This window comes from Streptosporangium sp. NPDC023825, from assembly GCF_040639575.1.
In the GTDB taxonomy this organism is placed as follows: Bacteria; Actinomycetota; Actinomycetes; order Streptosporangiales; family Streptosporangiaceae; genus Streptosporangium.
This window is the reverse complement of record NZ_JBFAAE010000054.1, coordinates 38,756-63,718: the sequence shown is the minus strand read 5'-3', so window position 1 is coordinate 63,718 and position 24,963 is coordinate 38,756. Positions and strand designations below refer to the sequence as shown.

Genomic DNA, 24,963 nt, shown 5'->3' with positions numbered 1-24,963 from the left:
GAGCGACCCCGAGCTGTTCTTCCCGCTGACGCAGTCGGCCGAGCACGAGGCACGGGCGAAGGCGGTCTGCGAGCGGTGCCCGGTGCTGAAGGAGTCGCGCCGAGCCGTACGGCACTCCCGCTCTCACCACTTTTTTTGATGGAGTCCTTGATGCGATACGCCTTCGTCGGGCTCGGCCACCGGGTACAGCTGTACATCGACGCGCTGCTCGGCGAGTGGGCCGACACCGGTGAGATCGTCGCCCTCTGCGACGTCAACCGCACCCGGATCGGCTACTACCTCGACCGGATCGGACGCGACGTCCCGTGCTTCGCGCCGCACGAGTTCGACAAGATGCTCCAGCTCGCGGACGCCGTCGTGGTCGCCACCGTCGACGCCACCCACGCCCGTTACGTCGTCGCCGCGCTGGAGGCGGGCAAGGACGTCATCGTGGAGAAGCCGCTGTGCACCACCGCCGAGGACTGCGCGGCCATCACCGAGGCCGCCGAGCGGAGCACCGGCCGGCTCGTCGTCACCTTCAACTACCGCTACTCGCCGCGCAACAGCGCCGTTCGCCGGCTGCTCGCCGACGGGGCGATCGGCGACGTCACCTCCGTCCACTTCGAGTGGGTGCTGGACACCATCCACGGAGCCGACTACTTCCGCCGCTGGCACCGCGACAAGGCCAACTCCGGCGGCCTGCTGGTGCACAAGTCCACCCACCACTTCGACCTGGTCAACTGGTGGCTGGCCGACACCGCCCGCTCCGTCTACGCCCGGTCGGCACTGCGGTTCTACGGAGCCGACAACGCCCGCGCCCGCGGCCTGCGCGACCGCCCGGGGCGCGCCCACGGCGCGCCGGGACTCGGCACCGACCCCTACCTCCTCGACATCTCCGCCGACCCCCGGCTCAAGCGCCTCTACCTGGACGCCGAGCACGAGGACGGCTACCTCCGCGACCAGGACGTGTTCGACGACGGCGTGACCATCGAGGACAACATGGCCGTCCTCGTCGGGTACTCCCGCGGGGCGATGCTCACCTACTCCCTCAACGCCCACGGCCCCTTCGAGGGCTACCGGGTGGCCGTGAACGGCACCGCCGGACGGCTGGAGCTGGAGGTCGTCGAACGCGCCTGGACCCCGCCGCGGGCCGCGATCGACCCGACCGCCGCCGACAAGGCGCACGCTCCCGGCGCCTCCGAGCGGCTCGTCCTGCACCGGCACTGGAGCGAGCCCGAGGAGATCGCCGTCTCCTCCGGCGCGGGCGGCCACGGCGGCGGCGACGCCCTCATGCTGGACGACGTCTTCCGCGGCGCGGGCGAGGACCCCCTGGGCCGCCAGGCGGGGCACCGCGCGGGTGTCGCGAGCGTGATGGTCGGGGTCTCGGCCAACCTGTCCGCCGCGAGCGGCCTGCCCGTCCTCCTGGAGGGGGACGGCACCCGGTACGCGGGCTGACCCCGGCACCCGACGGGGACCCGGCCTTTTCGACGAGGACTCCCACCCGTCGCGGCGGACGACCTGCCGCTCTCGGCGCTTCGGCGGTCGCCGTAGAGTGGGCCGGTCCGCAGGACTTTTTTCGAAAACGGGTGGAAATCTATGGACAGAGAATTGACGTTGATGGCCGTTCACGCCCATCCCGACGACGAGGTGATCAGCACCGGCGGGATCCTCGCCAGGTACGCGGACGAGGGCGTCCGGACCGTCCTGGTCACCTGCACGAACGGCGAGCAGGGCGACGGTCCCGGCGGGGTGAAGCCGGGGGAGCCCGGCCACGACGAGGCGGCGGTGAGAGCGCTGCGGCTGGAGGAGCTCCGCGAGTCGGCGACCCACTTGGGGATCTCCCACGTGGAGCTGCTCGGCTACCACGACTCGGGCATGGTCGGCTGGGCCGCCAACGAGGCGCCCGGTTCCTTCGCCAACGCGCCCTTCGAGCAGGCCGTCGGGCGGCTCGTCGCGCTGATGGAGCGCTACCGCCCGCAGGTCGTCGTGACCTACGACGAGAACGGCGGCTACGGTCACCCCGACCACATCCAGGCCCACCGGATCGCGGTGGCCGCGGCCGAGGCGAGCGGCATTCCCGACAAGCTCTACTACACGGCCGTGTCCCGCGAGCGGATGGCCGAGATGTTCGAGTATCTCCGCTCGACCGGTGACGCCCCGGAGGACTTCGAGCCTTCCGACGACTTCGGCGTCCCCGAGGAGCAGATCACCACCGTGGTCGACGTGTCCGCTCAGGTGGAGCGCAAGCTCAAGGCGCTGGAGGCGCACGCGAGCCAGGGAGACAGCATCTTCTTCCTGCGCATGCCCGCCGAGGCCCAGCACCGGGTGTTCGAGCAGGAGACCTTCATCCGCCACGTCAACCGCGTTCCCGCCGCGGCCGACCACGAGGACGACCTCTTCGACGGTCTCCGCTAGAAAGACGCGCCCGGGGGCCGCCTCCGGCGGGGACGGCTCCCGGGAAGGGCGGTCTCCGCGGGGCGGGACCCGCCGAGGGCTACGGTGTCATACCGAAGTCGGGAAAAACCTGGTTAAACGCTTCCCGCCGCCTTTACGATCTTTTCTCTGGTATGCAACTCTGCAAACCCGGGGGAGTAAACGGTTATGCGTGATCGAAGGCTCCTCGCGCTGATCTTCTCCGCGACCGCGATCGTCGTCTTCGGCGTGTACGGGGTGGTGGCCGCCCCGGGGGAGGTGGTTGCCTCGCCCTCGCCGCGCCCCGCGCCGGCCGGTGACTCCGACGACTCCGGTGTCCCGACGGCCAGGGCGACCGTGGCGAGAGCCGGGGAGGCGCCCAGCCCCGTGCCCGTCTCGCCGCCGCCGAACCTGGTCACGCTGACCCCGGTCACGCCGACCCCGCAGGCCGGTCCCGAGGCGACCGCGACGAACTACCTGACCGCCTGGCAGAACGGCGACTTCGCCGGCATGACGGGTATGGTCGTCGACCCCCCGGCCGACTTCGGCGTCCGGCACCGCGGGTTCGACGCCGACCTGCGGGTCTCCTCGCTCTCGCTCACCCCCGGCGAGCTGCGCCACCGCGGGGAGGAGCTGGCCGAGATGCCCTTCAGCGGGGTACGGAAGGTCACCGGGCTGGGCGACTGGCCGTTCGACTCCTTCCTGCGCCTGGAGTTGCGGTTCGGGGTGTGGAAGGTGCGCTGGACCCCCGAGACGATGCACCCCTCGCTCAAGGACGGCGGGAGCCTGCGGCTGAAGGAGACCGAGGTGCGGAGCCCGGCCACGCTGACCCGCGAGGGGGTGCCGTTCCCCCGCGACAGCAGGGCGGGTCACTACTTCAGCGGGCTGAGTGACACGGCGGTCGACCTGAAGCTGGAGGAGGAGCCCTCCGGCCGGGTGCTGCTGGCCTCCCCTCCCCGGCAGGCCTCGGGGACGAGGACCACGATCTCCCAGCCCGTGCAGGCCGCCGCGGCCCGTGCCCTGGACGGTGTCGGGCAGCCCGCCGCGATCGTGGCCGTGGACGTCCAGACGGCCCAGGTGCGCGCGGTGGCGGACACGCTGGGCGGCAAGGCGGCGTTCAACGGCCTCTACCCGCCCGGCTCGACGTTCAAGGTGGTGACCGCCGCCGCGCTGCTCCGCGGCGGCCTGACCCCGGACTCGCAGGTCGCCTGCCCGGCCGGCTACACCATCCCGAACGGCAGGAGCTTCAGCGACTCCGACGGCATCGACCACGGCAACGTGCCCTTCACCACGGCCTTCGCGCTCTCCTGCAACACCACCTTCGCCCAGCAGACGTACGAGCGGCTGCGCGACGACCGGCTGCGCGCGGAGGCGGCCGACCGGTTCGGCTTCCGGGAGAAGCCGGGGCTGAGCTCCTGCCGGATCCGGCCGTACGGAAACCCGGACCAGCTGGGGTCCGACGCCATCGGCCAGAACTCGGTGCAGGCCAGCCCGCTCTGCATGGCCGAGGTCGCCGCCGCGGTCGCGAGCGGCGTCTGGAAACCCGCCATCATGACCGAGGAGCCTCCCGCGGACTCGCCCGCCCCGGTGCCGCTGGACGAGGGGGTGGCCGCGAGCCTGCGGACGATGATGGGCGCCGTGGTCACCCAGGGAACGGCCTCCCAGGCCGGGCTCCCGCCGGACACCGCCGGCAAGACCGGCACCGCCGAGGTCGAGGGCGGCGGGGACCACGCCTGGTTCATCGGCTACCGGGGTTCCCTGGCCTTCGCGGTGTTCGTCCGGCACGGCGGCGCCGGGGGCAAGGTCGCGGCGCCGATCGCCGCGAGGTTCCTGAACGCCCTCTGACGCACTCTGCCGGTCTCTGCCGGTCTCTGCCGCGCTCCCGGCGTTCCGGGTACGGGGAACGGGCTACCGTACACAGGGTGTACGTGAAGATCTGCGGGCTGCGCGAGCCCGGACATGTGACGGCCGCCGTCGAGGCGGGAGCCGACGCCATCGGGTTCGTCCTCACCAGGAGCTCGCGGAGGGTCACCCCCGCGCGGGCGCGGGAGCTGGCCTCGGCGATCCCCCCGCACGTGCTGACCGTGGGGGTGTTCGCCGGTGAGCCGTCCGAGGAGGTCAGGGCGGCCACGCTGGAGGCGGGGCTGCGTGCCGTCCAGCTGCACGGCGACCATCCGCACGAGGACTTCACCGCGCTGAAGGACCTCGGGGTCACGCTGGTCCGTGCCGGGGCCGCGAGCACCGACCTGCGCTGCGGCGCCCTCGACGAGGACCTGCTCATCGTCGACGCGCCCAGGCCGGGCTCGGGGGAGCCGTGGGACTGGGCGGCCGTGCGCGGGCGCCCGGAGGGCCGCTGGATGCTGGCCGGTGGGCTGGACCCGTCGAACGTGTCCCGGGCGATCGCCGCCGCCCGGCCCTGGGGGGTCGACGTGTCGAGCGGGGTGGAGGTCGCGCCCGGGGTGAAGGACCCCGGTCTCATCAGGGACTTCGTCACCGCCGCCCGCGGCGGCTGAGCGCCGCGGCCGGTCTCGTCACCATGTCCACGGCACCGGCTCCCCCAGAGCGGTCCGGGGGAGCCGGTGCCGTTCAGAGGGTCCCGGCCAATCGCGGGTGGAGCGCGGTGAGGTCGCCCGGACGTCCACCGGACGGGCCCCTGAGCCGTCCGGGGGAGCCGGTGCCGTTCAGTGGTTCCCGGTCAGCTTCGGGTAGAGCGCGGTGGGGTCGCTGGAGAGCGCGGCCTTGACGCGCGTGCTGGCCTCGTCGGCGAGGACCTCGTACCGTCCGGCCTCCACGCCGTCGAGGGCGGCGCGGGCGACGACCGAGGGGTCGATCTTGGGCCCGTCGACGTGCGCGGCCATGTCGGTTTCCATGTATCCGACGTGCAGGGCGGTGACCAGGGTCTTCTGCTCGGCGAGCTGCAGGCGCAGCGCGTTGGTCAGGGACCAGGCCGCCGACTTGGCCGCGGAGTAGGCCGCGCTGCTGGGGAGCGCGACCCAGGACAGCACGGACAGGACGTTGAGGATGGCCCCGCCGCCGTTGCGGGCGAGGACGGGGGCGAAGGCCCGGCTCATGGCGAGCGTGCCGAAGTAGTGGGTCTCCATCTCGAGCCGGAAGGAGTCGAGCTCCCCGTCGAGGAGCCCCGCCTTGGTGGAACTTCCGGCGTTGTTGACGAGCAGGGTGACGTCCGGTGCCAGGTCGGCCGCCGCGCGTACGGCCGCCGGGTCGGTGACGTCCAGCGCGATGGGCACCACGCCGGGCGTGGTGATCGTGCCGGGATTGCGCGCGGCGGCGTAGACCTTCGACGCGCCGCGTTCGAGCAGCGCCTGGACGAACCGCTCGCCGAGTCCGCGATTGCTGCCGGTGACGAGGGCCACAGAGCCTTTGATCTGCATGATTTTCCTTGCCGTGGATGTATGGGTGAGGACGCCGCGAGACGGTTTCCACGCCACGGGGTCACCTGGAGGATTCTCCGACGTCTGGGTTGGTTTATCCAATCTAGCACCCTGGATTGGAAAACCCAACCTCGCGTAGACTGCAATCATGCCCACGAAGACAGATTGCGTACCCGAACCGCGCTGCTCCGTCGCCCGGAGTTTGCAGGTGCTTGGCGAGCGGTGGACGCTGCTGATCGTCCGGGACGCCCTCGCCGGCCTGACCCGGTTCGCCGACTTCCGCGACTCCCTGGGCATCGCCTCCGACCTGCTCACCAGCCGGCTGAACGCGCTGGTCGAGGCCGGCGTCATGGAGCGCCGCCCCTATCGGGAGCCGGGGGCCAGGGTTCGTCACAGCTACCATCTGACCCCGGCCGGCCAGGAGCTGGTGACGGTGCTCGCCTCGCTCCAGCAGTGGGGCGACGTCAACCGGCCTCATGAGGAGGGCCCCTCGATGTGGAGCCGCAGCCGGTCCACCGGGCGTACCGTGCGCGTCACGTTCGTCGACGACGAGGGCACGCCCGTCCCCCGGGAGGACGTCGACCTGGTCTTCCTCGGCACCTGAGCGGCCCTCCGGGATCCGGCGTTGCCGAAGTCGTCAACCACGTTTACTATATAGACAACCTCATTGACGATATCGCCTCGACGCGCGATCGCGGAGCCCGCGTTCCGCGGACCCGGAGAACGAGAGAGAAGGCCCCCATGTCCCATGCCGTCTTCGTCACGCACACCGCCGAGAGCGCTCCGCCCGACGCCCGCCCCACCATCGAGGGTGTGCTGCGGAAGTTCGGCCACGTCCCCACGGCGGTCGGCCGGATGGCCACCTCCCCGCAGTTGCTCGAGGGGTTCCTGGCGGCGAGTGCCGCCTTCGACCAGAGCTCCCTCGATCCGGTCGACCGCGAGATCGTCGTCATGACGGTCGCCGCGCGCAACGGCTGTCATGTCAGCGTGGCGATGCACACCGCCACGCTGGCCCGGCTGCAGGCCCCGTCCGAGCTCGTCGAGGCGCTCCGGGCCGGCACGCCCCTCCCGGACGCCCGGTCGGAGGCGTTGCGGTCGTTCACCCTCGCCGTCATGGACCACCGCGGCGCGGTCGGCGACGAGGAGACGCGGGCGTTCCTCGACGCGGGCCACAGCCCGCGCAACGCCCTGGAGGTCGTCCTCGGGATCGGCGCGTACACGATCTCGGCCTTCGCCAACCGCCTGATCGACGCCCCTCTCGACCCGCCGTTCCACGCCTTCGCCTGGGACGGTGAGACGGGCGGGGCCTGACCGGTTCGCGCCGTCGTTCCACGCTCCGGGGTCTCCGGCCGGCTGACCGTTAGTCCCGGCGTCCCGGCGTCCCTGCGGCTCGCGGATCCGGAAGGCCTGCCGGTTGTTTCCGGGCGCCCGGCGGCCATGCTCGCCGGGGACGTCATGCCCGGCGGCGCCGAGCCGGATCCCGTCGCGGGTTTCCCTCCAGGACCTCCGGCCGTTGTCAGATACCCCCCGTAGGTATAGATTGAGGCGTCTGCCGGAGATCGACAGGTATCGACAGGTATCGATAGGTGAAGGAGGAGGCCATGATGTCCGAACCGGTGCGGCACGCGAGCCGTCCGGACGGCGAGGATCACCACGGATCCGGCCACCACCCCCGGAAGGCGACTTGGCGGGTGGCCGCGTCGGCGACCCTGCACTGCCTCACCGGGTGCGCCATCGGTGAGGTGCTCGGCATGGTGGTCGGCACGGCTCTGGGATGGCCGGACGCGCCCACCATCGTCCTGGCCGTCGCGCTGGCCTTCTTCTTCGGCTACGCGCTCACCCTGGTCGGGTTGCGCAGGGCCGGCGTCGACTGGCGCAAGGCCCTGCGGCTGGCGCTGGCGGCCGACACCCTGTCCATCCTCGTCATGGAGATCGTCGACAACGGGGTGATGATCGCCGTCCCCGGCGCCATGGACGCGGGGCTGACCTCCGGTCTCTTCTGGGGCGCCCTCGCCTTCGCCCTCCTGGTGGCCTTCCTGGTCACCACACCCGTCAACAAGTGGATCATCGGCCGGGGCAGGGGACACGCCGTCGTCCACGCCTATCACCGCTGAAACGCCGCTGAAACACCGCTGGATCCGACGGATCAGGGGCGGCGGACCCCGACGACGGTGCTGAGGTTCCCGGACAGCGGGATGTCGACGGCGCGGAGCGCCGGATGCTCCAGCCAGTGGACACGGGCGGAGTCGGGCCGCCCGAGATGCTCGGGCGGCCAGGCGGCCGACGGCGTGAAGTCGTCGACGACCAGCACGCCACCGGGGTTGAGCAGCCGCTCGGGGTCGGCGGCGGCCTCGCCGTCCTTGCCCTGGCCGCCTCCGTCCAGCACCAGGAGGTCGTAGGGGCCGTGAGCGTACACCTCGGTCCAGTCGGCGTGCAGGACGCGGATCCCCGGGGTGCCGGCGAAGATCTCGGCGGCGCTCCTCGCCCGGTGCCCGTCCCGCTCGACACCGATCATCTCGACGCCCGGCCGCGCGCCGGTGGCGAGCCAGGCCAGGCCCACCCCGTACCCCGTTCCCGTCTCGGCGATCCGGCGGGTGGCGCCGCCCGCGAGGGCGCGCAGCAGGCGGCCCTGCTCGGGGAGACAGGAGAACGCGAACCCGTGCCGTTCGGCCGCCGCGACCGCGCGGGCCACGAGCGGGGGGAGGCCGGTTTCGCTGCGGTACGCCGCAGTGCCTGACAGCGACATGAGGGCATTATCAGGAAAAATCAGTGTTGTTCGTAGCTGTTTCGCGAGAACGATCACCGTCCGCATGTTCCGCCCCGGCGGACACGGGAACGAACACCGGATCGGCTGGACGACATATCGCCAGGTCGTGCAGTGCCCGCCCGCACCGGCGGGCGGCCGCACGCCGGGCTCCAAGGACGTGACGCATGCATATCGATCTCACCGGCAGGACGGCGCTGGTCTCCGGATCCACCCAGGGCATCGGGGCGGCCATCGCCACCGGCCTCGCGCGGGCCGGCGCGACGGTCGCCGTCAACGGCCGCAAACCCGACAAGGTCGAGGCCGCCGCCGACGCGCTGCGCGCGGAGGTCCCCGGCGCGCAGGTCGTCCCGCTCGCCGCCGACCTCGCCACCGAGGAGGGCGCGGATCGCGCCGTGGACCTCCTGCCGGACGTCGACATCCTGGTCAACAACCTCGGGATCTTCGAGTCGAAGGACGCCCTGGAGATCACCGACGACGAGTGGCGCCGCTACTTCGAGGTGAACGTCCTGGCGGCGGTCCGCCTCACCCGCGCCTACCTGCCGGGGATGACGGCGCGCTCCTGGGGTCGCGTCCAGTACATCGCCAGCGACTCCGCGATCGTCACCCCCATCGAGATGATCCAGTACGGCATGTCCAAGACCGCCCTGCTGGCCGTCTCGCGCGGCTTCGCCAAGAAGGCCGCGGGCAGCGGCGTCACCGTCAACTCCGTCATCGCCGGCCCCACCCACACCGGCGGCGTGGAGGACTTCGTCTACGGGCTCGTCGACCGGGACCTGCCCTGGGAGGAGGCCCAGCGCGCCTTCATGCGCGAGCACCGCCCGCAGTCGCTCCTGCAGCGGCTGATCGAGCCGGAGGAGATCGCCAACATGGTCGTCTACCTCAGCTCGCCGCAGGCCTCCGCCACCACGGGCGGCGCCCTGCGCGTCGACGGGGGATACGTCGACGCCATCGTCCCCTGAGCGGCGAGCGATGCCGCCGCTCTTCCGGCGGGCCGCCGACCGGCTGACCGACGCCGCGCCCGGCTGGCTGGTCGAGACGGTCAGGCTCGCGCCCGCGCCGCTCCAGTGGTGGCCGATGCTGCGCATGGCCGTGGCGGTGACCTTTCCGCTCCTGCTGGGGCTCGCCACCGGTGACGTCACGGCCGGTCTGCTGCCGGCCCTGGGCGCGATGAACGCCGGCATGGCCGACCGGGGCGGCCCGTACCGGGCCAGGATCGTCCTGATGGGCGCGGCCGGTGTCGCCGGGGCGCTGGGGTATCTCGTCGGGTCCGCGGTCCACGGCCACGGCTGGTGGATCGTGCCGGTCGTGGTGGCCGTCTCGGTGGTGTCCGCGCTCATCAGCACGAGCGGGGCCACGGGCTCGGCCGCCGGGCTGCAGCTGCTGGTGATGACGGCGATCGCCAGCGGCATAGGGCTGCCGGGGGCGTCGGAGGCGAACGCGCTCGCGTTCCTGCTGGGCGTGCTGTGGGTGATCGTGCTGGTGGCCGCCGACTGGCCCTTCCATCCCCGGGCACCGGAGCGGGCCGCCGTGATCGAGGTCTACCAGGCCCTCGACCGGCTGCTCTCCGATCGCGACGCCCCCGCGCTGGCGGAGTTCAACACCACCATCAAGCGCGGCTACGACGTCGTGCTCGGCGCCCGTTCCCCGGCGGCGGGGCTGGATCCCGGCCGCACCCGTCTGGTCGCCCTGCTGAACCAGGCCTCGCTGATCCGCAACGCGCTGCTCTCGCTGCGCTACGAGGGACGCGAGCCGCTCGCCGAGGCCGTGTCCGCCGTCAGGGCCGTCGCCGGGTCGCTCGCCGGTGGGCCCGCGCCCCGGATGCCGCCCTGCGAACCCGGCTCGCCCGCCGCGCGTGCTCTCTACTTCGCCGTGCGGGGGGCCGCCGAGCTGGTGTCCGGCGGCGACGTCGCGGCGGACCAGCTGCCCTACGAACCGGTCGGCTACCGCTCCCGGATCCTGGCCGTCGTGGAGCAGATGTGGCGGGGCCATCTCGTCCGCGTCTACACGGTCCGGCTCGCCCTCTGCATGGGCGTCGCCGCCGCGTTCAGCGCGTCCGGCTGGTTCGAACGGTCCTACTGGATGATGCTGACCGTCGCGCTGGTGCTCAAGCCCGACTTCGGGTCGGTGTTCGCGCGTGCCGTGCAGCGCGCGCTCGGCACCTTCGTGGGCGCGCTGATCGGCACGCTCATGCTCGTCCTGGTGCCGTACGGCCCGCTGCTCCTGGTTCCCATCGCCGTGTGCGCGGCGCTCATGCCGTACGGCCTGCAACGCAACTGGGGGCTGATGTCGACCTTCCAGGCGCCGCTGGTCCTGCTCCTGGTGGACCTGCTGACCCGGGGAGGCCCCGACCTGGGCAGGGTCCGGATGCTGGACACGCTGATCGGATGCGTGATCGTCCTGGTGCTGGGATACCTGCCGTGGCCGGCGAGCTGGGAGGCGCCGGTCGGGCCGAGGCTCGCCGACGCGGTGGCGGCCACCGCGAACTACCTGCGGCACGCGTTCGACACGGAACACACCGGCAGGGCGCGGCTGCGCCGCGGGGTGTACGACGCCCTGGGTGACCTGCGGACGGTCTTCCAGCGGGCCCTGGCAGAACCCTCCGTGATCAGCCGGCGCGTCACCACCTGGATGCCGGCGATGGCCGCGCTGGAGCAGGTGGCCGACGCGATCGTCGTCATCGTCGCGTGCGCCGAGCGCGGCGTGCCGCCGCCGTCGGAGGCGGCCGTACGGGCGCTGGCGGGCAGCCTGGAGGACATCGCCGGGGACATCCGCGAGGGACGCGACCCCGGCGATCCCGGGATCTGCGTCGAGGAGTCGCTGGAGCCGGTCCACTCCGCCGTCCGAGGCCTGCGCGACACGGTGTCGGGTGACCGTCCGGGCTGACCGGCACCGTGTCGCGCGAGGTCCGCGGGAACCGGCCGCGGGATCACGAGGTCCGCGGGAACCGGCCGCGGGATCCCAGGAGCGAGGGCCGCGAGATCACAGGAACAGGCTCAGGATCAGGACGAACACCAGGCCGGTCACCGAGATGATCGTCTCCATCACCGACCAGGTCTTGATGTTCTGGCCCACGGTGAGCCCGAAGTACTCCTTGACCAGCCAGAAGCCCGCGTCGTTGACGTGGGAGAAGAACAGCGAGCCCGCGCCGATGGCGAGCACGAGCAGCGAGGTCTCCCCGACGCTGAGGTTGGCGACCAGCGGGGCCAGGATCCCCGAGGCCGTGACGGTCGCGACGGTCGCCGAGCCGGTGGCCAGCCGGATGAGCACGGCGACCAGCCAGGCGAGCAGCAGCACCGACAGGCCGCTGTTCTCCACCCACGTGGCGATGAGGTCGCCGATCCCGGTGTCGATCAGCGTCTGCTTGAAACCGCCGCCGGCGGCCACGATCAGCAGGATGCCCGCGATCGGCGGCAGCGACTGCTCCAGGGACTTCGCGATCCCCTTCCTGTCCATGCCGGCGCCGAGGCCCAGGGTGAACATCGCCACGATGACGGCGATGAGCAGCGCCACCAGCGGCGTACCGAGGAAGTCGAGCACGGTGCGCAGGACGTTGCCCTCGGCGAGAAGGATGTCGGCGAGGGCCTTGCCCATCATCAGCACGACAGGCAGCAGCACGGTGGCGAGGGTGACGCCGAACGACGGCCGCCGGGTGTCCTCCGCCGGGGGCCGGGTCTCGTAGAGCTCCGGTGCCGGCACGTCCACCCAGCGGGCCGCGTACTTGGCGAACAGCGGTCCGGCGACGGCGACCGTCGGGATGGCGACGAGCACGCCCAGGCCCAGCGTGATGCCGAGATCGGCCTTGAGCGCGTCGATGGCGACCAGCGGACCCGGGTGGGGAGGGACGAGCCCGTGCATCACGGAAAGCCCCGCGAGCGCGGGGATGCCCACCCGGATCAGGGAGACGCCGGAGCGGCGCGAGACCAGGAAGATGACCGGCATCAGCAGGACGAGGCCGATCTCGAAGAACATCGGCAGGCCGATCAGCGCGCCCACCGCGGCCATCGCCCAGGGCAGGGAGCGGGGGCTGGACCGGCCGACGATCGTGTCCACGATCTCGTCGGCCCCGCCGGAGTCGGCGAGCAGCTTGCCGAACATCGCGCCGAGCGCGATGAGCGTGCCGACACCGGCCGCGGTGCTGCCGAACCCGTCGGTGAAGGCGGCGATGGTGTCGGTCATCGCCAGGCCCGCGACGGCTCCGACCGCCAGCGAGCCGAGGGTCAGGCTCAGGAAGGGGTGCAGCTTGAAGTACGTGATCAGTACGACGATCAGCGCGATGCCGACGAGCGCTGCCGGGATGAGCCTGCCGGGGGCGGTGGCGGCGGGCTCGGCGAGCGCGGTCAGGAGGGGGCTCACCTCGTGCTCCCGGCCTCGCCGGCGTCCTTGCCCGTGTCACGGTTCTCGGGCGCGGCCGGAGCGGCGGGGCCGGCGAGGGACGGGTTCGGCCGTGCCTGGGCCGTCGTGGTGAGGTAGGCGTCCACGAGCTCGTCGACGGGCATGGCGAAGTCGAGGACGATCCCCCGCTCGTCGGGCTCCAGGGGCTCCAGGGTCTTGAACTGCGACTCGACCAGCGAGGCGGGCATGAAGTGCCCCGGGCGGCCGGCCACTCTCCGGCGTACGGCGTCCATGTCGCCGTGGAGATGGACGAAGGTCACCGTCGGCGCGGCCTCGCGCAGGATGTCACGGTAGCCCCGTTTGAGCGCCGAGCAGCTCGCCACGCCGCCGGTGGCGGCGTGGCCGGCGAGCCAGGCGCCGATCGCGCGCAGCCAGGGCAGCCGGTCCTCGTCGTCGAGGGGGATCCCGTCCGACATCTTGGCGATGTTGGCCTCGCTGTGGAAGTCGTCGGCGTCGGCGAACGGCACTCGTAACCGCTGGCTGAGGGCGGCCCCCACGGTGGTCTTGCCGGAACCGGTCACCCCCATGACGACGAGCAGCGCGGCGCCGGAGGACGGTGCGGCGGGATCCTGAGCGGGGTTCATGGAGACGGCCTCCCATGTCGATCTTCACGACGGCCTGACTGGATCGGCGATCTGCGACCCAGGATTAACAGTGATAAACCAGGTTTTGTGCTGTTATATCCCTGTTTTGGGTGTTCAGTCACCGGGGGACGACGACGGACGACTATGAGACTGCACCGGAGCGCCCTGAATAAACCCTGAACAAACTCGGCGCGCTGGTCGCGTCGGGTGACGTCGTCGCCGGTCGGGTGCCGGGACCGGGGAGGACCGGCACCCGACCGGGAGCATGCGGGGGCGCTCGAGGGCGTCCGGGACGACGATCCGCGCCCCGCGGGCGCCGGGCCGGTCGGCCACCGTGGCCGCGCCGGCGTCATCGTGGCCGTGCGCGAGGGATCGTGGCCGCGCCTGCGTCATCGTGGCCGTACGCGGGGGGCGGGAACTCTCCCGGCCCCCGATCCCGGGACCGTCCGCCGGGCCCGGGCGGGCCCGGCGGAGCCTTCGGCGAGGGAGCGGATGGCCGCCCTCGGGAGAGGCGACGTCAGGGTTTGCGGGCGACGCCGCAGAACTGGGACACCTCCGCGGGCTCGCCCCACGGGGAGTGTTCCGGGCGCCACCTCGAGCAGGAGACCACGCCGGGCTCCAGGAGTTCCAGGCCGTCGAAGAACGAGGCGAGGTGGCCACGGTCGCGGGCCACGATCGGGGTGCCGCCCCGCTCCATGAACCGCCGCATCGCCTCGTGCATGGCGTCGCCGTGCACCTCGGCGGTGGCGTGCGCGATCACCAGGTAGCTGCCCGGCGCGACGGCGTCGACCAGCTCCTGTACGACCTTCCTGGCCTCGTCGTCGTCGGTGATGTGGTGCAGGATCCCCAGCAGCATCAGCGCGACGGGCTTGTCGAAGTCGAGGGTCTCCGCCGCCGCCCGCAGGATGTGATGGGGGTCGCGCAGGTCGGCGTCGATGTAGGTGGTGGCGCCCTCGGGGCTGCTGACGAGCAGGGCGCGGGCGTGGATCAGGACCAGCGGGTCGTTGTCGACGTAGACGACCCGGGACTCCGGGGCGATCCGCTGCGTCACCTCGTGCGTGTTGTCGGCGGTGGGCAGGCCCGTGCCGATGTCGAGGAACTGGCGGATTCCGGCGTCGGCGACGAGGTGCTCGATGCAGCGGCCGAGGAACGCCCGGTCGGCGCGGGCCGAGTCGACGATGCCGGGGATGAGTCCCTCGACCATGTCCCCGGCCTCGCGGTCGGCGGGGTAGTTGTCCTTCCCGCCCAGCCAGTAGTTCCAGATGCGCGCCGAATGCGGCCGGTCGACATCGAGTTCCGCGGGCTGCCAGTCAGATTCGCGAGAGGTACTCATGGGGGCGGGATCCGTTCATGAGGTTATTCGCATCGAATGGGATGGGAAGTAGTTGATCACAAACGTGATGTTCGGGGCAAATCAACTGCGCGTCCACGGTCATCGCGAAACCCATGTGCGGCTGCCATTTCACATGGTGAGGAGCGGCGGGCCCCGATACTCTCCGGGGCGCGGGAAAGGCGGCGATCCAGGAGGGGATCCTGTCGCCGCGGCACGGGCACGCCCGTCTCTCATCTCCGCGTTCCGCTATCCGTGCCCGCCTCCTCCCGGCGTCCGCCCTCCTTCGGGGAGCGCTCTGCGCGAGCCCGCTTCGCGACCCGTTCTTCTCGCGGTGAAGGCGGCGGGATATTGGAACGGAACATACGACGTCGCAGGCATCCGGAAATTATTCTCGCAGGGCGAGATTTCGCTGGAACGAATGCGCGCTTTACGGGCCGGGAGCCCTTATCGCCGAGCGCGTGCCGTGCCGGCGGCCATCACGGTGAGGTCACCGGTGACGGTCATGGCCGCCGTCCCGTTCACCGGCCGAGCCGCGAGCCCGCCCCGCCCGCCCGTTCCCGCGGGACGCCGATTCTCCGGGCGAGAACGCGGGGCTCTCCGGGCGAGAACGCGGGGCTCGTCGTCAGTCCTCGCGCGGGGACGTCGCCGGCGTCGCGCTCACCGCAGGCGCGGGCCCGGCGGTCCGGGCGACCCTCCGCAGCGGGATCGCCGCGGCGAGGGCGCCGAGGACGCAGAGTACGAGGACCGGCGCCCCGGCCAGGGGCCCGGCCTCGGTGGGGAAGGCCTCGCCGAGGAGGGGGATGGCACGGATCAGGTGGAGGATGAGCACCTGCACGAACGTTCCGGCGATCGTCGCCAAACCGGTGAACAGGATCAGCGTGGCGCCCGTACGGCCCAGCAGCCGGCCGGGGGTGATCACCTGCCGGTGGCTGAGCAGCGCCAGCGCGGTGGCCGTCCACCCGGCCCAGGGAACGAACTCGCCGAGCAGATACCAGAGTGGGCCTCCCGCCGTGCCGGTCAGGGCGAGCAGGAGCACGAACGGCTGGGTCACCGCAACCGCCAGCCAGGCCAGCCGGAGAGCACCGACGCGCCGGTGCAGCAGCACCGCCACCAGGGCTCCGGCCGCCGGCGCGACTTTGATCACAAGGGACAGGACCGCGACGAGGTTCTCGTGGCCGTCCTCCCCGCGCGGCGGACGCCGGCCCAGCTCGTCGACCAGCGGTTCCAGCAGCGCCGACCCCACCAGGTACACGGTCATCGCCCGGAGCACCGGCTGGGTCAGGGTGAAGCGTACCCCCGCGGTGGCCTCGCGCCACCAGCCCGTCCGGGGCCCCGGTGGCTCCTCAGGCACGTCGAGGCGGCGAAACAGCGGCACCGAGGCGGCGGACGCCACGGCCATGACCGCCAAGACGGCCGGCACGACGGCGTCGGCATGGTCGCCGAGCATCGGCGGAACGGCGAGGGAGCCGATCGACGCCACGCAGAACAGCGCGGCGTTGACCGGGACCAGCCGGTCACGGCCGACGACGGACGGGACGTAGGCGTTCCTGGCGATCTCTCCCGCGGTCCACACGATCGCCAGTACCGCGATGACCGCCGCGAAGTGCGGGATCCCGGCCACCCCCAGCCAGGAGACGACCGCGAGGGAGGCGAGCGATCCCGCGCTCAGCAGGCCCGCCACCACCAGGACCGACCTGCGCCGTACCCGGTCGACCAGCACGCCGAGGGGGAGGGCCAGCAGTAGCGGCATCAGGAGCGCGGCCACCTGCAGCAGGCCGATCTCGCCGTAACCGATGTCCAGCAGGCTCATGACGGAGAAGGCGATCATGCCGGCCTGGACGCACATGCCGAGCTGCTGGCTCAGGCCACCGGGCAGGAACGACGGCGAACGGCGCCGCGGCGGGCCGGGGGAGATCATCCGTGCATCCTTCACAACCTTCAGGAAAGTGGCAAACCAGATCGCGGGAGTCGCCGCCGCACTCCTCGGACCCGGCTGGGCGCGTAAGGCGGATGGCCGCTTCTCGCGATCTGGGCGCGTACGGCGGATGTCCGCTTCCCGCGATGTGGCGGCGGGTGGATGTCCGGAACGGGTCCGGTGGCTCCGACGTCTCCGCCGAGTGGCACCGCAGGGGTGCCCGGAGAGGAGACAGAGCCGTGAAACACAAGCTGCTGATGTGCGGCGTCGTCGCGGGTCCGCTGTTCGTCGCGGTGGTGCTGATCCAGGCGTTCACCCGCGAGGGGTACGACCTGAACCGTCACCCGATCAGCCTGCTGAGTCTCGGGGATCCGGGATGGGTCCAGATCGCCAACTTCACCGTGACCGGCGTGCTGTACATGGCCTGCGCCGCCGGCCTGTGGCGGGCGCTGCGTCCCGGCCGCGGCGGCACCTGGGGCCCGCTGCTGGTCGGTCTTCTCGGGGCCGGACTGGTCGTGGGCGGGGTCTTCGTCACCGACGCGGGCGCCGGGTACCCGCCGGGCGCGCCGGCCGGGGCACCCGAGATCAGCTGGCACGGTGCCCTGCACGGCCTCGGGCCCATGCTGGCGGTCGGCGGTATGACGGTGGGATGCCTGGTGTTCGCCCGCCGGTTCGCCGCGCTCGGGTGGTGGGGCTGGGTAGCGGCGTGTTTCGCGACCGCCGTGGCGGCCCTGGTGCTCACCGCGTGGCCCGATCCGGAGGGCCTCAGCGTGCGGTTGCTGCTCGCGTCGGCGGTCCTGTTCGCGTTCGTGGCGGCTCTGGCGATCCGCGTGATGCGCGGTCTTCCGGACGCGGCTCCCTCGCGTCGCGAGGGAGCCGCGGCTCGCTGAGGCGGTCCTGGTGAAGTGCGGCCTAGCGGAGCGCGGCCCGCATGTCCGCCGCCACCACGGCGATCCACACCATCGCGGTGATCGCGCCGACGGCCAGGGTCAGGGAACCGGCCGGCCCGCCCGACATCGCCCAGCCGTCGCCGAGGGCGAAGACCAGGCCGCTGAACCGCGAGGCCGCGGCGAAACCGGGACGACCGGCGCGGGAGAAGTGGCGGCCCAGGACGAAGCAGGCGGCGATGAGGGCGGTGAACGCGATGGACCCGGCGACCAGGTGCATGAACGCGTGCCAGCTCAACGTGCCCGTCTGGCCCAGGGGGGTGCCCGCGGGGAACCCGTCGCCCGGGTCCAGCACGAAGACACCGGCGGCGGCCGTCATGACGCCGTTGACCAGGATCAGCCGGGGCGCCCACGTACCGCCGGGCGTGCCGCGCATGACGCGGCGCAGGCCGGCCGCCCCGGCGACCGTCAGGGCGCCGCTGAGCAGGAAGTTGGCGATCTGGAGCCAGCCGAGGTCGCCGGTGGCGAGCATGCTCAGGGGGTGGCGCGTCAGGTCGAAACCCTCGCGGGTGAAGGCCTGCGCCATCGACACGACCGCGAAGAGGGGCGCGGCGGCGACGGAGCAGGCGAGCAGGACACGCGTCGCGGGGGCGGCAGGGGTGGCGGCGGGGCCGTCGACGGGGACGGTGGCGTTGCCGGGCTGGATGGCGGTCATGTCGTTTCCTCTCGGTGCGACGGTGGCCGTCGCCGTTCTCGGTCCGCCGGTTCGCCCGGCCTCGCTGACGCGTCGAACGGGCGAGGCGGGAATCGACGCCTCCTTCCATCACGCCCCTGAGCTGCGACTGTGTGGATCGGGTGCGCATTCTCTGTCACATCGCATTCCCTGTCACATCGGGCCACCGCCCAGGTCGGGCGGTGCGTGTCGATTTCCGGCAGGTCCGTTCGACGCGTAGCCGACGACCGGCGAGGATCGGTCACCCGGACACCCGAAGGAGATATGGCGATGCGGTTCCTGATGACGACCAAGAGCAGCGACGACATGGCACCCCCGAGCGAGGCGATGTACGCCGAGATGGCCGCCTTCGTCGAGGAGATGACCAAGGCGGGGGTGCTGCTGGCGACCGGCGGCCTGGACCCGGCCGGCACCCACATCTCGTCCTCCGGCGGCGAGATCACCGTCACCGACGGGCCGTTCACCGAGGCGAAGGAGGCGATCGTCAGCTTCGCGCTCATTGAGGCGCGCTCGAAGGAGGAGGCCGTCGAGCTGGCCCGGCGCTTCTGGAGGATCGTCGGCGACGGAGAGGGGGACATCCAGCAGGTCTTCGGCCCGGAGAGCTGACCGTACGCTTGCGTACCCGGTCCGGAGGGTGCTCTGATCGAGCACGTGATGTCGGGGGACGCCCACCGCGCGGTCGACGCGGTCTGGAAGATGGAGTCGGCGAGGATCGTCGCCGGGCTCGTCCGGACGGTAGGTGATGTGGGGCTGGCCGAGGAGTTCGCGCAGGACGCGCTCCTGGCCGCCCTCGAACAGTGGCCGGGGGCAGGCGTCCCGGACAACCCGGGCGCCTGGCTCATGGCCGTCGCCAAGCGCCGCGCCATCGACCACCTGCGCCGCGAGGAGCGGCTCGGCCTCAGGCACGAGCAGCTCGCCCACGACCTCGCCGTCCGGCAGGACACCGCCGGGGCCGCGGGAGCCGCCGAGGCCGGCATCGACGCGGCCCTCGACGACGAGGTGGGCGACGACGTCCTGCGCCTGATGTTCGTCTCGTGCCACCCGGCGCTGCCCGCCGAGTCCCGGGTGGCCCTGACGCTGCGGCTGCTCGGCGGCCTGCGCACCGAGGAGATCGCGCGCGCGTTCCTCGTCCCCGAGCCGACCGTCGCGCAGCGCGTCGTCCGGGCCAAGCGCACCATCGCCACCCTCCGGATCCCGTTCGAGGTCCCGGAGGGCCCGGACCGGGCGGCGCGCCTGTCGTCGGTCCTCGGGGTCGTCTACCTGGTGTTCAACGAGGGGTACGCGGCGAGTGCCGGCGACGACTGGATGCGTCAGGACCTCTGCCAGGAGGCGCTGCGCCTGGGCCGTCTGCTGGCCGGACTCGCGCCCGGCGAGGCCGAGGTGCACGGCCTGGTCGCGCTGATGGAGCTCCAGGCGTCCCGGGCGGCCGCCAGGACGGGGCCTTCGGGGGAGCCCGTCGCGCTGCACGAGCAGAACCGCGGTCGCTGGGACCAGCTGCTCATCCGCCGGGGGTTCGCGGCCCTGCTGCGCGCCAGGCAGTGCGCCGCGCCTTTTGGCCCGTACGTGCTGCAGGCCGCCATCGCCGCGTGCCACGCGCGGGCCCGTACGGCGGAGGAGACCGACTGGACGCAGATCAACGCCCTCTACGAGGCGCTCGCCCGGGTGCTGCCCACTCCCGTCGTGCAGCTCAACCGCGCGGTGGCGCTGGCCATGGCCGGCGGCCCGCAAGCGGGTCTGGCGCTCGCCGACACGCTGGTCGGCGAGCCGGTGTTCAAGGGCTACCACCGCCTGTCCAGCGTGCGCGGTGATCTGCTGGCCAGGCTCGGCCGCCACGAGGAGGCCCGGCGGGAGTTCGAACGGGCCGCCGCCCTCACCCTCAACGGGCCGGAACGCGCAGTCCTCACGGGACGCGCCGCGGCCTGCGCCGACATGGCCGCGCGGAAAGAGGCCGTACCGGGGGCGGCCGGATCGGTAACGACCGGGCCGGGGACGGCCGGATCGGGGGCGGCCGCGCCGGGAACGACCGGGCCGGGGACGGCCGGATCCGGTACGGCCGCGCCGGGGGCGGCCACTCCGGAAGGGGCCGTCCAGGGAAGGGCCACGCCGAGGACGGTCCTCACCCTGGCCGAGGCCGCGACCGCCTTCCTCGCCCGTGACGACCTGGACGCCTCGACCGTCCGCTCCTACCGCCAGACCATGAACCGGCTGCGCCGCGACCTCGGCGACGACATCCCTCTGCCGGACGTGAGCGCCGCACGGGTCGCGGAGATCTTCGGCGCCGCGTGGGGAGACGCCGCCCCCGCCACGTGGAACCGCCACCGCGGGGCCGTCCGCTCCTTCTGCGCCTGGGCCGCCGGCCAGGGTCCGCCGGCCGGCGATCGGGGTCCGGCGGCCGGCGGTCCGGGCGGTGGAGTGCCCCGCGACCTGGCCGCGGGGCTCGGGCGCAGGCCCGAGCCCCGGGGGCGCACCCACCCCATGGACCGGCCGCGGGTCGAGGCGCTCTGGGAGCGTCCGGACATCGCCCCGCGCGAGCGCGCCCTGTGGCTGCTGCTCCACGAGAGCGCGGCCGGAGCGGGCCCGGTGCTCTCGCTCAACGTCGAGGATCTCGACCTGGCCGGGAGGCGCGGGAAGGTGGCCACCGGATCCGGCTGGGTCCACTGGCGCTCCGGTACCGCCGAACTCCTTCCGCGGCTCGTCGCGGGCCGTCGCCGGGGCCCTCTTTTCCTGTCCGATCGCAGGCCCGGTCCCGGCCGGCCCCCGGCACCGGCCGACCTGTGCCCGGAGACCGGCCGCCGCAGGCTCTCCTACGAACGGGCCGAGTACCTGTTCAAGCGGGCCACCGGCCACACCCTCGACCAGCTCAGGACCCGGTAGGACTCCGTCCGGCGCTTTTTCGCCGGACGGAGTCCACGGCACTACGACCCCCTCTCCCCGCCGGGCGCCGCGAACTGGACGAGGAAGGGCTGCGCGCCGGAGATCCGGACACGCTGGACGCGCAGCGGGACGAACCGTCGCCGGATCCCGGCCGCGATGTCACCGGCGTCGGGAAGCAGCACCACGGCCATGCCGCCGGGCGCCAGGACCCGGCGCAGCTCCGCCCACCAGTGCGAGGAGGAACCGGAGAGCCGGCCCCGTGCGGCGACCTGGCCGTTCCAGGGGGGATTGCACAGGACGCGGTCGATGCCGCCGCCCGGCAGCGGCAGGTGGCCGGCATCGGCCTGGTCGATGGAGATCGGCAGCCCCGCCGCGTTCTCCTTCGCCGCCCGCAACGACTCCGAAGCCAGGTCGAAGCCGTGAAAGCGGGCCCGCGGCTGGTGGAGCCCCGCCTCGATCAGCAGGGTTCCGGCACCGCAGCAGGGGTCGAGGACCGTGTGTCCGGGATGGATGTCGGCCATCCGCGCCATCGCGGCGGCCAGCGGAGGATGCAGCGTCCCCGGGATGGAGCGCTGCTTGTAGGCACGCCGGTGCAGCGGCCGGTCGGTGATCCTCAGCATGAGGGTGGCCCGCGTGCCGTCGAGGGTGAGCCGCCACCCGCTGTGCGCGGGCGGGGGAGCGAGGCCCGCCCGCCGCGAGTGGTAACCGATCCCCAGCCGCCGCGCCAGGACCTGACCGACGGCGTCCTCGGCGTCGTACCGGTTGAAGGTGCGCCGGCCCAGGAACGACGCCGACACCTCGACCCCGGTGACCGCGCGGGAACCTCCCCACTCCTCCCGCAGCCGCATCAGCGTGCCGATGTCGGCGGCGCCGGCGAGCTGGGCGAGCACGGTGAGCTCACGCTTGGTCGTGCCGATGTCGGGCCGCTGCGCGGCGAGCAGGAACACGTCGTCCGCCGTGCTCAGCCCGAGCACTCCCGGTCCCGGCCGGGACGCGCGGAAGTGGACCTCGCGATGCCCCAGATGGGTGACCGTTCCGAGTCCGAGCTGGAGGATCTCGGCCGCGACCGTCGACTCCAGCCCGTGAACGCACCGCGCCACCAGGCGCGCCGCCGTCACAGGACGGCGAGGGCGCTGGGACGCGGTGCGGTGAGAAAACTCGCGCGAATGCGCATAGTGATCGTTCTTCTCCCACGTCAGCCCGGGACGGCGCCACGCCGCCCCGCGTCGTCGACGACGGGGTGTGCCTCGCTTCGCCGACGGGGGCCTAACGCAGGTTGAAGAAGAACGAGTACGTCATAGCCGGGAATCCTAGCATCGGGGCGGCGTACGCGACCGGGGGCGGGGGCGGGTCCGCCTCGCCGAGCTCCGTCCCGCTTCCCGAGCACGCTTAGAGTCCCCGAGCAGGTTTCGAGAGAGTCCCCGAGCACGCTTCGAGGACCATTCCGTGCGGTACGGAAAGACCCGCCGAGGGCCGGGCACCGGTGCCGGAGGGAGAATCCGCTATCTCGTTGTTTTACGGCCTTTCCGGCTTCGGTGATTAAGAGGGTGAGTCGCCGGGGTGGATGGTCGCGGCGGTGAGGGTGATGCCGTCCGGGCCGCGGAAAACGCCCGCGCCGCTTTCTTCGCAAAGCGCGGCAGGCAGGTTCTTTCCCCAATCCCGGGAACACCGCTCCGAATGGCGCCGTACGGGCGGGGGCACATCCCCCACATGGCAGACACCGCCATCCTCGACATCGACGGCACCCTGGTCGACACCAACTACCAGCACGCGCTCGCCTGGTTCAGGGCGTTCGGGCGCTACGACGTGTGGCTGCCGGTGTGGCGGATCCACCGGCACATCGGCATGGGCGGGGATCAGCTGGTGGCCGCCCTCGCCGGTGACGACGTCGAGCGGCGGCACGGCGACGCGCTGCGCGACGCGTGGGTGGAGGAGTTCGACGTGTTCCTCGACGACATACGGCCTTTCGAGGGAGCCACCGAACTCCTGGACGAGCTCGGCGGGCGCGGGTTCACCGTCGTGCTGGCCTCGTCGGGCAGACCCCAGCACGTCGAGCACTTCCTCGACCTCATCGACGGCCGGTCACGCTGCCGGGCGTGGACCACGTCGGAGGACGTCGGGGCGACCAAGCCCGCGCCCGACCTGCTCCAGGTGGCACTCGCCAAGGTCGAGGGCGCGTCGGGCGTCGCGGTGGGAGACTCCACCTGGGACTTCCTCGCCGCCCGCAGGGCGGGCATCCCCGGTATCGGGGTCCGCACCGGAGGCTTCTCACCCGAGGAGCTTCACGAGGCGGGGGCCGGCCACGTCTTCGACTCCCTTCCCGAGCTGATCGGCAACCTCGGCCGCACCCCGCTGCGCGCACCTCCCTGAGAAGGGAGATTCCGGGCAGTGGTTCCGGGCCCGGCGCGATTCCGGCCTGGTGAGATCCCGGCCCGGTGCGATCCGGGCCTGGTGAGGTCCCGGGCCGTGCGGTCCCGGGACCGGCGCGGTCGGTTCCAGGACGGTGTCCGGTGCGGCCCCGGCCCGGCGCGGTCAGGGCTTGGCGCGGTCAGCTCCAGGGCAGCGTGCCGCGCTTCGCCCAGTAGGCCTCGGGATCTTCCACCAGCCCGGCGAGCCGCTCGTCGAGCTCCGCGTCCCAGTCTGTCCCGGCCGCGGCGAGGTTGTCGCGCAGCTGCCCGGCCGAGACCGCCCCGCTCAGCACCACTCCCGCCCACGGCCTGGCCAGTACGGCCGCGAGGGCGAGCGCGTCCGGCGTGGTGTCCCGCTCGCGCGCGGCGGCCACGAGCGCGGCGGGGGCCGCGCGAACGGTCAACCGGCCGTTCGCCACCCCCTCCTTGACGATCACGCCCATCCCCGCCTCGTGCGCTCGCCCGAGCGCCTCGCCGGCCGAGCGCTCCAGCAGGTTCCACGTCGACTGCACCGTGTCGAACAGCCCGGCCTCGATCGCCCGCCCGATGGTGTCCGCCTGGCGCGGCCCGCTCGTCGACAGCCCGATCGCGACCCCCTCGGCCCGCAACGCGCGCAGCCCGTCGAGCACGTCCTCGTCGTCGAGCACGCCGCTCTCGACCGTCGCCGAGTGGATCTGGTAGAGCGACAGATGCTCGCCGAGCAGCGCGCGTGTCTGTTCCAGCTGGACGTGGAACCGGCCGGCGGTGAGCTCCTTCACCTCGTGCCGTTCGGCGTCCAGCCGCCAGTCGCCGACGTAGGCGTATCCCCACTTGGAGCCGACCGTGACGGCCCCCGGGGCGATCCCGCGCTCGCGCAGCCACCCGGCGAGGAACTCCTCCGCCCGCCCGTACGAGCGCGCCGTGTCGAGGTAGCGGACACCCGCCGCCCACGCCGCGTCGAGCACGGCCCAGGTGCGCGACCGCATCGCGGCGACGTCCCGGTCGTCGCCGAGGTCCTCGGCACGGCCGAGCGTGATGTAGGCGGGACGGCCGAGGGCCGCCAAGCCCAGGCCGAGCGGTGTCACGGACAGGGCGGTCTGGCCCAGAGGGCGTCGGACCAGCGCGTTCATGGCGCCAAATATAGCGATCACGGCGTCCGGGAACGTCCGGGACCGTTCAGAACCGTTCCCGGACGGTCGCTGACGTTCCCGGATGTTCCTGTACGTTCCCCGGTTTCCGGGCGAGAGGGTTCATGATCTTCGCCTCGCGTATCGCGCCGCGCCGTGTCACCGATCGGCGCCGCCCTGC

Annotated in this window: 23 protein-coding genes; 14 read left to right on the top strand and 9 right to left on the bottom strand. The window is 72.5% G+C overall.

The window, feature by feature from the left end:
* Nucleotides 1-13 precede the first annotated feature (13 nt).
* The 5 genes from AB0G15_RS33375 to AB0G15_RS33355 all read left to right on the top strand — a co-directional run bounded on the left by AB0G15_RS33375 (nt 14) and on the right by AB0G15_RS33355 (nt 4,904).
* Entirely contained in the window at nt 14-139 is a 126-nt protein-coding gene (locus AB0G15_RS33375; RefSeq protein ID WP_362847570.1) for a WhiB family transcriptional regulator, read from the top strand.
* Nucleotides 140-150: 11 nt separating this feature from the next.
* On the top strand, nt 151-1,434 hold the full coding sequence (locus tag AB0G15_RS33370; protein ID WP_362847562.1) for a Gfo/Idh/MocA family oxidoreductase: 1,284 nt from the start codon (nt 151-153) through the stop codon (nt 1,432-1,434).
* Between the two features lie 141 nt (nt 1,435-1,575).
* Nucleotides 1,576-2,394, top strand: coding sequence for a PIG-L family deacetylase (locus AB0G15_RS33365; RefSeq protein ID WP_362847559.1), 819 nt, complete (start codon nt 1,576-1,578; stop codon nt 2,392-2,394).
* Nucleotides 2,395-2,580: 186 nt separating this feature from the next.
* Entirely contained in the window at nt 2,581-4,236 is a 1,656-nt protein-coding gene (locus AB0G15_RS33360; protein ID WP_362847556.1) for a penicillin-binding transpeptidase domain-containing protein, read from the top strand.
* Nucleotides 4,237-4,313: 77 nt separating this feature from the next.
* Nucleotides 4,314-4,904, top strand: a complete 591-nt coding sequence (locus tag AB0G15_RS33355) for a phosphoribosylanthranilate isomerase (protein ID WP_362847553.1) — start codon at nt 4,314-4,316, stop codon at nt 4,902-4,904.
* A gap of 168 nt (nt 4,905-5,072) precedes the next feature.
* Here AB0G15_RS33355 and AB0G15_RS33350 read toward each other — a convergent pair whose 3' ends face one another.
* Nucleotides 5,073-5,783 (bottom strand): SDR family oxidoreductase, encoded by a 711-nt coding sequence (locus AB0G15_RS33350; RefSeq protein ID WP_362847550.1) that lies wholly within the window; start codon nt 5,781-5,783, stop codon nt 5,073-5,075.
* 148 nt (nt 5,784-5,931) lie between these two features.
* On the opposite strand from AB0G15_RS33350, the gene AB0G15_RS33345 reads away from it, so the two are divergent.
* The 3 genes from AB0G15_RS33345 (at nt 5,932) to AB0G15_RS33335 (ending at nt 7,897) form a co-directional block, all read left to right on the top strand.
* Nucleotides 5,932-6,387, top strand: a complete 456-nt coding sequence (locus AB0G15_RS33345; RefSeq protein WP_362847548.1) for a helix-turn-helix domain-containing protein — start codon at nt 5,932-5,934, stop codon at nt 6,385-6,387.
* A 137-nt stretch (nt 6,388-6,524) separates the two neighbouring features.
* Nucleotides 6,525-7,094 (top strand): carboxymuconolactone decarboxylase family protein, encoded by a 570-nt coding sequence (locus AB0G15_RS33340; RefSeq protein ID WP_362847545.1) that lies wholly within the window; start codon nt 6,525-6,527, stop codon nt 7,092-7,094.
* 290 nt (nt 7,095-7,384) lie between these two features.
* A complete protein-coding gene (locus tag AB0G15_RS33335) occupies nt 7,385-7,897 on the top strand; it encodes a DUF4396 domain-containing protein (protein ID WP_362847543.1) in 513 nt (170 codons plus the stop codon).
* 32 nt (nt 7,898-7,929) lie between these two features.
* On the opposite strand, the gene AB0G15_RS33330 is transcribed toward AB0G15_RS33335, so the two are convergent.
* Entirely contained in the window at nt 7,930-8,529 is a 600-nt protein-coding gene (locus AB0G15_RS33330; RefSeq protein WP_362847540.1) for a class I SAM-dependent methyltransferase, read from the bottom strand.
* A 185-nt stretch (nt 8,530-8,714) separates the two neighbouring features.
* Here AB0G15_RS33330 and AB0G15_RS33325 point away from each other — a divergent pair, with 185 nt between their 5' ends.
* Together AB0G15_RS33325 and AB0G15_RS33320 are read left to right on the top strand one after the other, a co-directional pair.
* The gene (locus tag AB0G15_RS33325; protein ID WP_362847537.1) at nt 8,715-9,509 is read left to right on the top strand and encodes an SDR family oxidoreductase; all 795 of its coding nucleotides are present in this window, start codon (nt 8,715-8,717) and stop codon (nt 9,507-9,509) included.
* A 10-nt stretch (nt 9,510-9,519) separates the two neighbouring features.
* Nucleotides 9,520-11,433, top strand: coding sequence for an FUSC family protein (locus AB0G15_RS33320; protein WP_362847534.1), 1,914 nt, complete (start codon nt 9,520-9,522; stop codon nt 11,431-11,433).
* A 96-nt stretch (nt 11,434-11,529) separates the two neighbouring features.
* Here AB0G15_RS33320 and AB0G15_RS33315 read toward each other — a convergent pair whose 3' ends face one another.
* From AB0G15_RS33315 to AB0G15_RS33300, 4 genes are all read right to left on the bottom strand, one after another.
* Complete coding sequence (locus AB0G15_RS33315) at nt 11,530-12,903, bottom strand: gluconate:H+ symporter (protein WP_362847532.1); 1,374 nt, start codon at nt 12,901-12,903, stop codon at nt 11,530-11,532.
* Entirely contained in the window at nt 12,900-13,526 is a 627-nt protein-coding gene (locus AB0G15_RS33310; RefSeq protein ID WP_362847529.1) for a gluconokinase, read from the bottom strand. The genes AB0G15_RS33315 and AB0G15_RS33310 overlap by 4 nt, the downstream gene beginning before the upstream one ends.
* Nucleotides 13,527-14,043: 517 nt before the next feature.
* Nucleotides 14,044-14,859: an SAM-dependent methyltransferase gene (locus AB0G15_RS33305; RefSeq protein ID WP_362847526.1), complete on the bottom strand. Its 816-nt coding sequence runs from the start codon at nt 14,857-14,859 to the stop codon at nt 14,044-14,046.
* A 622-nt stretch (nt 14,860-15,481) separates the two neighbouring features.
* The gene (locus tag AB0G15_RS33300) at nt 15,482-16,777 is read right to left on the bottom strand and encodes an MFS transporter (protein ID WP_362847524.1); all 1,296 of its coding nucleotides are present in this window, start codon (nt 16,775-16,777) and stop codon (nt 15,482-15,484) included.
* A gap of 236 nt (nt 16,778-17,013) precedes the next feature.
* Between AB0G15_RS33300 and AB0G15_RS33295 the strand changes: the two genes are divergently transcribed.
* Complete coding sequence (locus tag AB0G15_RS33295; protein ID WP_362847521.1) at nt 17,014-17,664, top strand: DUF998 domain-containing protein; 651 nt, start codon at nt 17,014-17,016, stop codon at nt 17,662-17,664.
* A gap of 22 nt (nt 17,665-17,686) precedes the next feature.
* On the opposite strand, the gene AB0G15_RS33290 is transcribed toward AB0G15_RS33295, so the two are convergent.
* Nucleotides 17,687-18,376 carry a DUF998 domain-containing protein gene (locus tag AB0G15_RS33290; RefSeq protein ID WP_362847518.1) on the bottom strand — a complete coding sequence of 230 codons (690 nt, stop codon included), beginning with the start codon at nt 18,374-18,376 and terminating at the stop codon, nt 17,687-17,689.
* 282 nt (nt 18,377-18,658) lie between these two features.
* Here AB0G15_RS33290 and AB0G15_RS33285 point away from each other — a divergent pair, with 282 nt between their 5' ends.
* Complete coding sequence (locus AB0G15_RS33285; protein WP_362847515.1) at nt 18,659-19,000, top strand: YciI family protein; 342 nt, start codon at nt 18,659-18,661, stop codon at nt 18,998-19,000.
* 48 nt (nt 19,001-19,048) lie between these two features.
* A complete protein-coding gene (locus AB0G15_RS33280; protein WP_362847567.1) occupies nt 19,049-21,268 on the top strand; it encodes a sigma-70 family RNA polymerase sigma factor in 2,220 nt (739 codons plus the stop codon).
* A 41-nt stretch (nt 21,269-21,309) separates the two neighbouring features.
* On the opposite strand, the gene AB0G15_RS33275 is transcribed toward AB0G15_RS33280, so the two are convergent.
* Nucleotides 21,310-22,386 (bottom strand): methyltransferase domain-containing protein, encoded by a 1,077-nt coding sequence (locus tag AB0G15_RS33275; RefSeq protein ID WP_362847512.1) that lies wholly within the window; start codon nt 22,384-22,386, stop codon nt 21,310-21,312.
* Between the two features lie 592 nt (nt 22,387-22,978).
* On the opposite strand from AB0G15_RS33275, the gene AB0G15_RS33270 reads away from it, so the two are divergent.
* Entirely contained in the window at nt 22,979-23,638 is a 660-nt protein-coding gene (locus AB0G15_RS33270; protein WP_362847509.1) for an HAD family hydrolase, read from the top strand.
* A gap of 178 nt (nt 23,639-23,816) precedes the next feature.
* On the opposite strand, the gene AB0G15_RS33265 is transcribed toward AB0G15_RS33270, so the two are convergent.
* Nucleotides 23,817-24,785, bottom strand: coding sequence for an aldo/keto reductase (locus tag AB0G15_RS33265; RefSeq protein ID WP_362847507.1), 969 nt, complete (start codon nt 24,783-24,785; stop codon nt 23,817-23,819).
* Between the last annotated feature and the right edge of the window lie 178 nt (nt 24,786-24,963).

Bases quoted from the DNA above. Each gene is read 5' to 3' on its own strand.
- AB0G15_RS33320 (WP_362847534.1), top strand. From the start codon at position 9,520: ATGCCGCCGCTCTTCCGGCGGGCCGCCGACCGGCTGACCGACGCCGCG.
- AB0G15_RS33370 (WP_362847562.1), top strand. From the start codon at position 151: ATGCGATACGCCTTCGTCGGGCTCGGCCACCGGGTACAGCTGTACATC.
- AB0G15_RS33300 (WP_362847524.1), bottom strand. From the start codon at position 16,777: ATGATCTCCCCCGGCCCGCCGCGGCGCCGTTCGCCGTCGTTCCTGCCC.
- AB0G15_RS33365 (WP_362847559.1), top strand. From the start codon at position 1,576: ATGGACAGAGAATTGACGTTGATGGCCGTTCACGCCCATCCCGACGAC.
- AB0G15_RS33330 (WP_362847540.1), bottom strand. From the start codon at position 8,529: ATGTCGCTGTCAGGCACTGCGGCGTACCGCAGCGAAACCGGCCTCCCC.
- AB0G15_RS33325 (WP_362847537.1), top strand. From the start codon at position 8,715: ATGCATATCGATCTCACCGGCAGGACGGCGCTGGTCTCCGGATCCACC.
- AB0G15_RS33310 (WP_362847529.1), bottom strand. From the start codon at position 13,526: ATGAACCCCGCTCAGGATCCCGCCGCACCGTCCTCCGGCGCCGCGCTG.
- AB0G15_RS33265 (WP_362847507.1), bottom strand. From the start codon at position 24,785: ATGAACGCGCTGGTCCGACGCCCTCTGGGCCAGACCGCCCTGTCCGTG.
- AB0G15_RS33285 (WP_362847515.1), top strand. From the start codon at position 18,659: ATGGCGATGCGGTTCCTGATGACGACCAAGAGCAGCGACGACATGGCA.
- AB0G15_RS33345 (WP_362847548.1), top strand. From the start codon at position 5,932: ATGCCCACGAAGACAGATTGCGTACCCGAACCGCGCTGCTCCGTCGCC.
- AB0G15_RS33305 (WP_362847526.1), bottom strand. From the start codon at position 14,859: ATGAGTACCTCTCGCGAATCTGACTGGCAGCCCGCGGAACTCGATGTC.
- AB0G15_RS33280 (WP_362847567.1), top strand. From the start codon at position 19,049: ATGTCGGGGGACGCCCACCGCGCGGTCGACGCGGTCTGGAAGATGGAG.
- AB0G15_RS33290 (WP_362847518.1), bottom strand. From the start codon at position 18,376: ATGACCGCCATCCAGCCCGGCAACGCCACCGTCCCCGTCGACGGCCCC.
- AB0G15_RS33340 (WP_362847545.1), top strand. From the start codon at position 6,525: ATGTCCCATGCCGTCTTCGTCACGCACACCGCCGAGAGCGCTCCGCCC.
- AB0G15_RS33360 (WP_362847556.1), top strand. From the start codon at position 2,581: ATGCGTGATCGAAGGCTCCTCGCGCTGATCTTCTCCGCGACCGCGATC.
- AB0G15_RS33350 (WP_362847550.1), bottom strand. From the start codon at position 5,783: ATGCAGATCAAAGGCTCTGTGGCCCTCGTCACCGGCAGCAATCGCGGA.
- AB0G15_RS33270 (WP_362847509.1), top strand. From the start codon at position 22,979: ATGGCAGACACCGCCATCCTCGACATCGACGGCACCCTGGTCGACACC.
- AB0G15_RS33335 (WP_362847543.1), top strand. From the start codon at position 7,385: ATGATGTCCGAACCGGTGCGGCACGCGAGCCGTCCGGACGGCGAGGAT.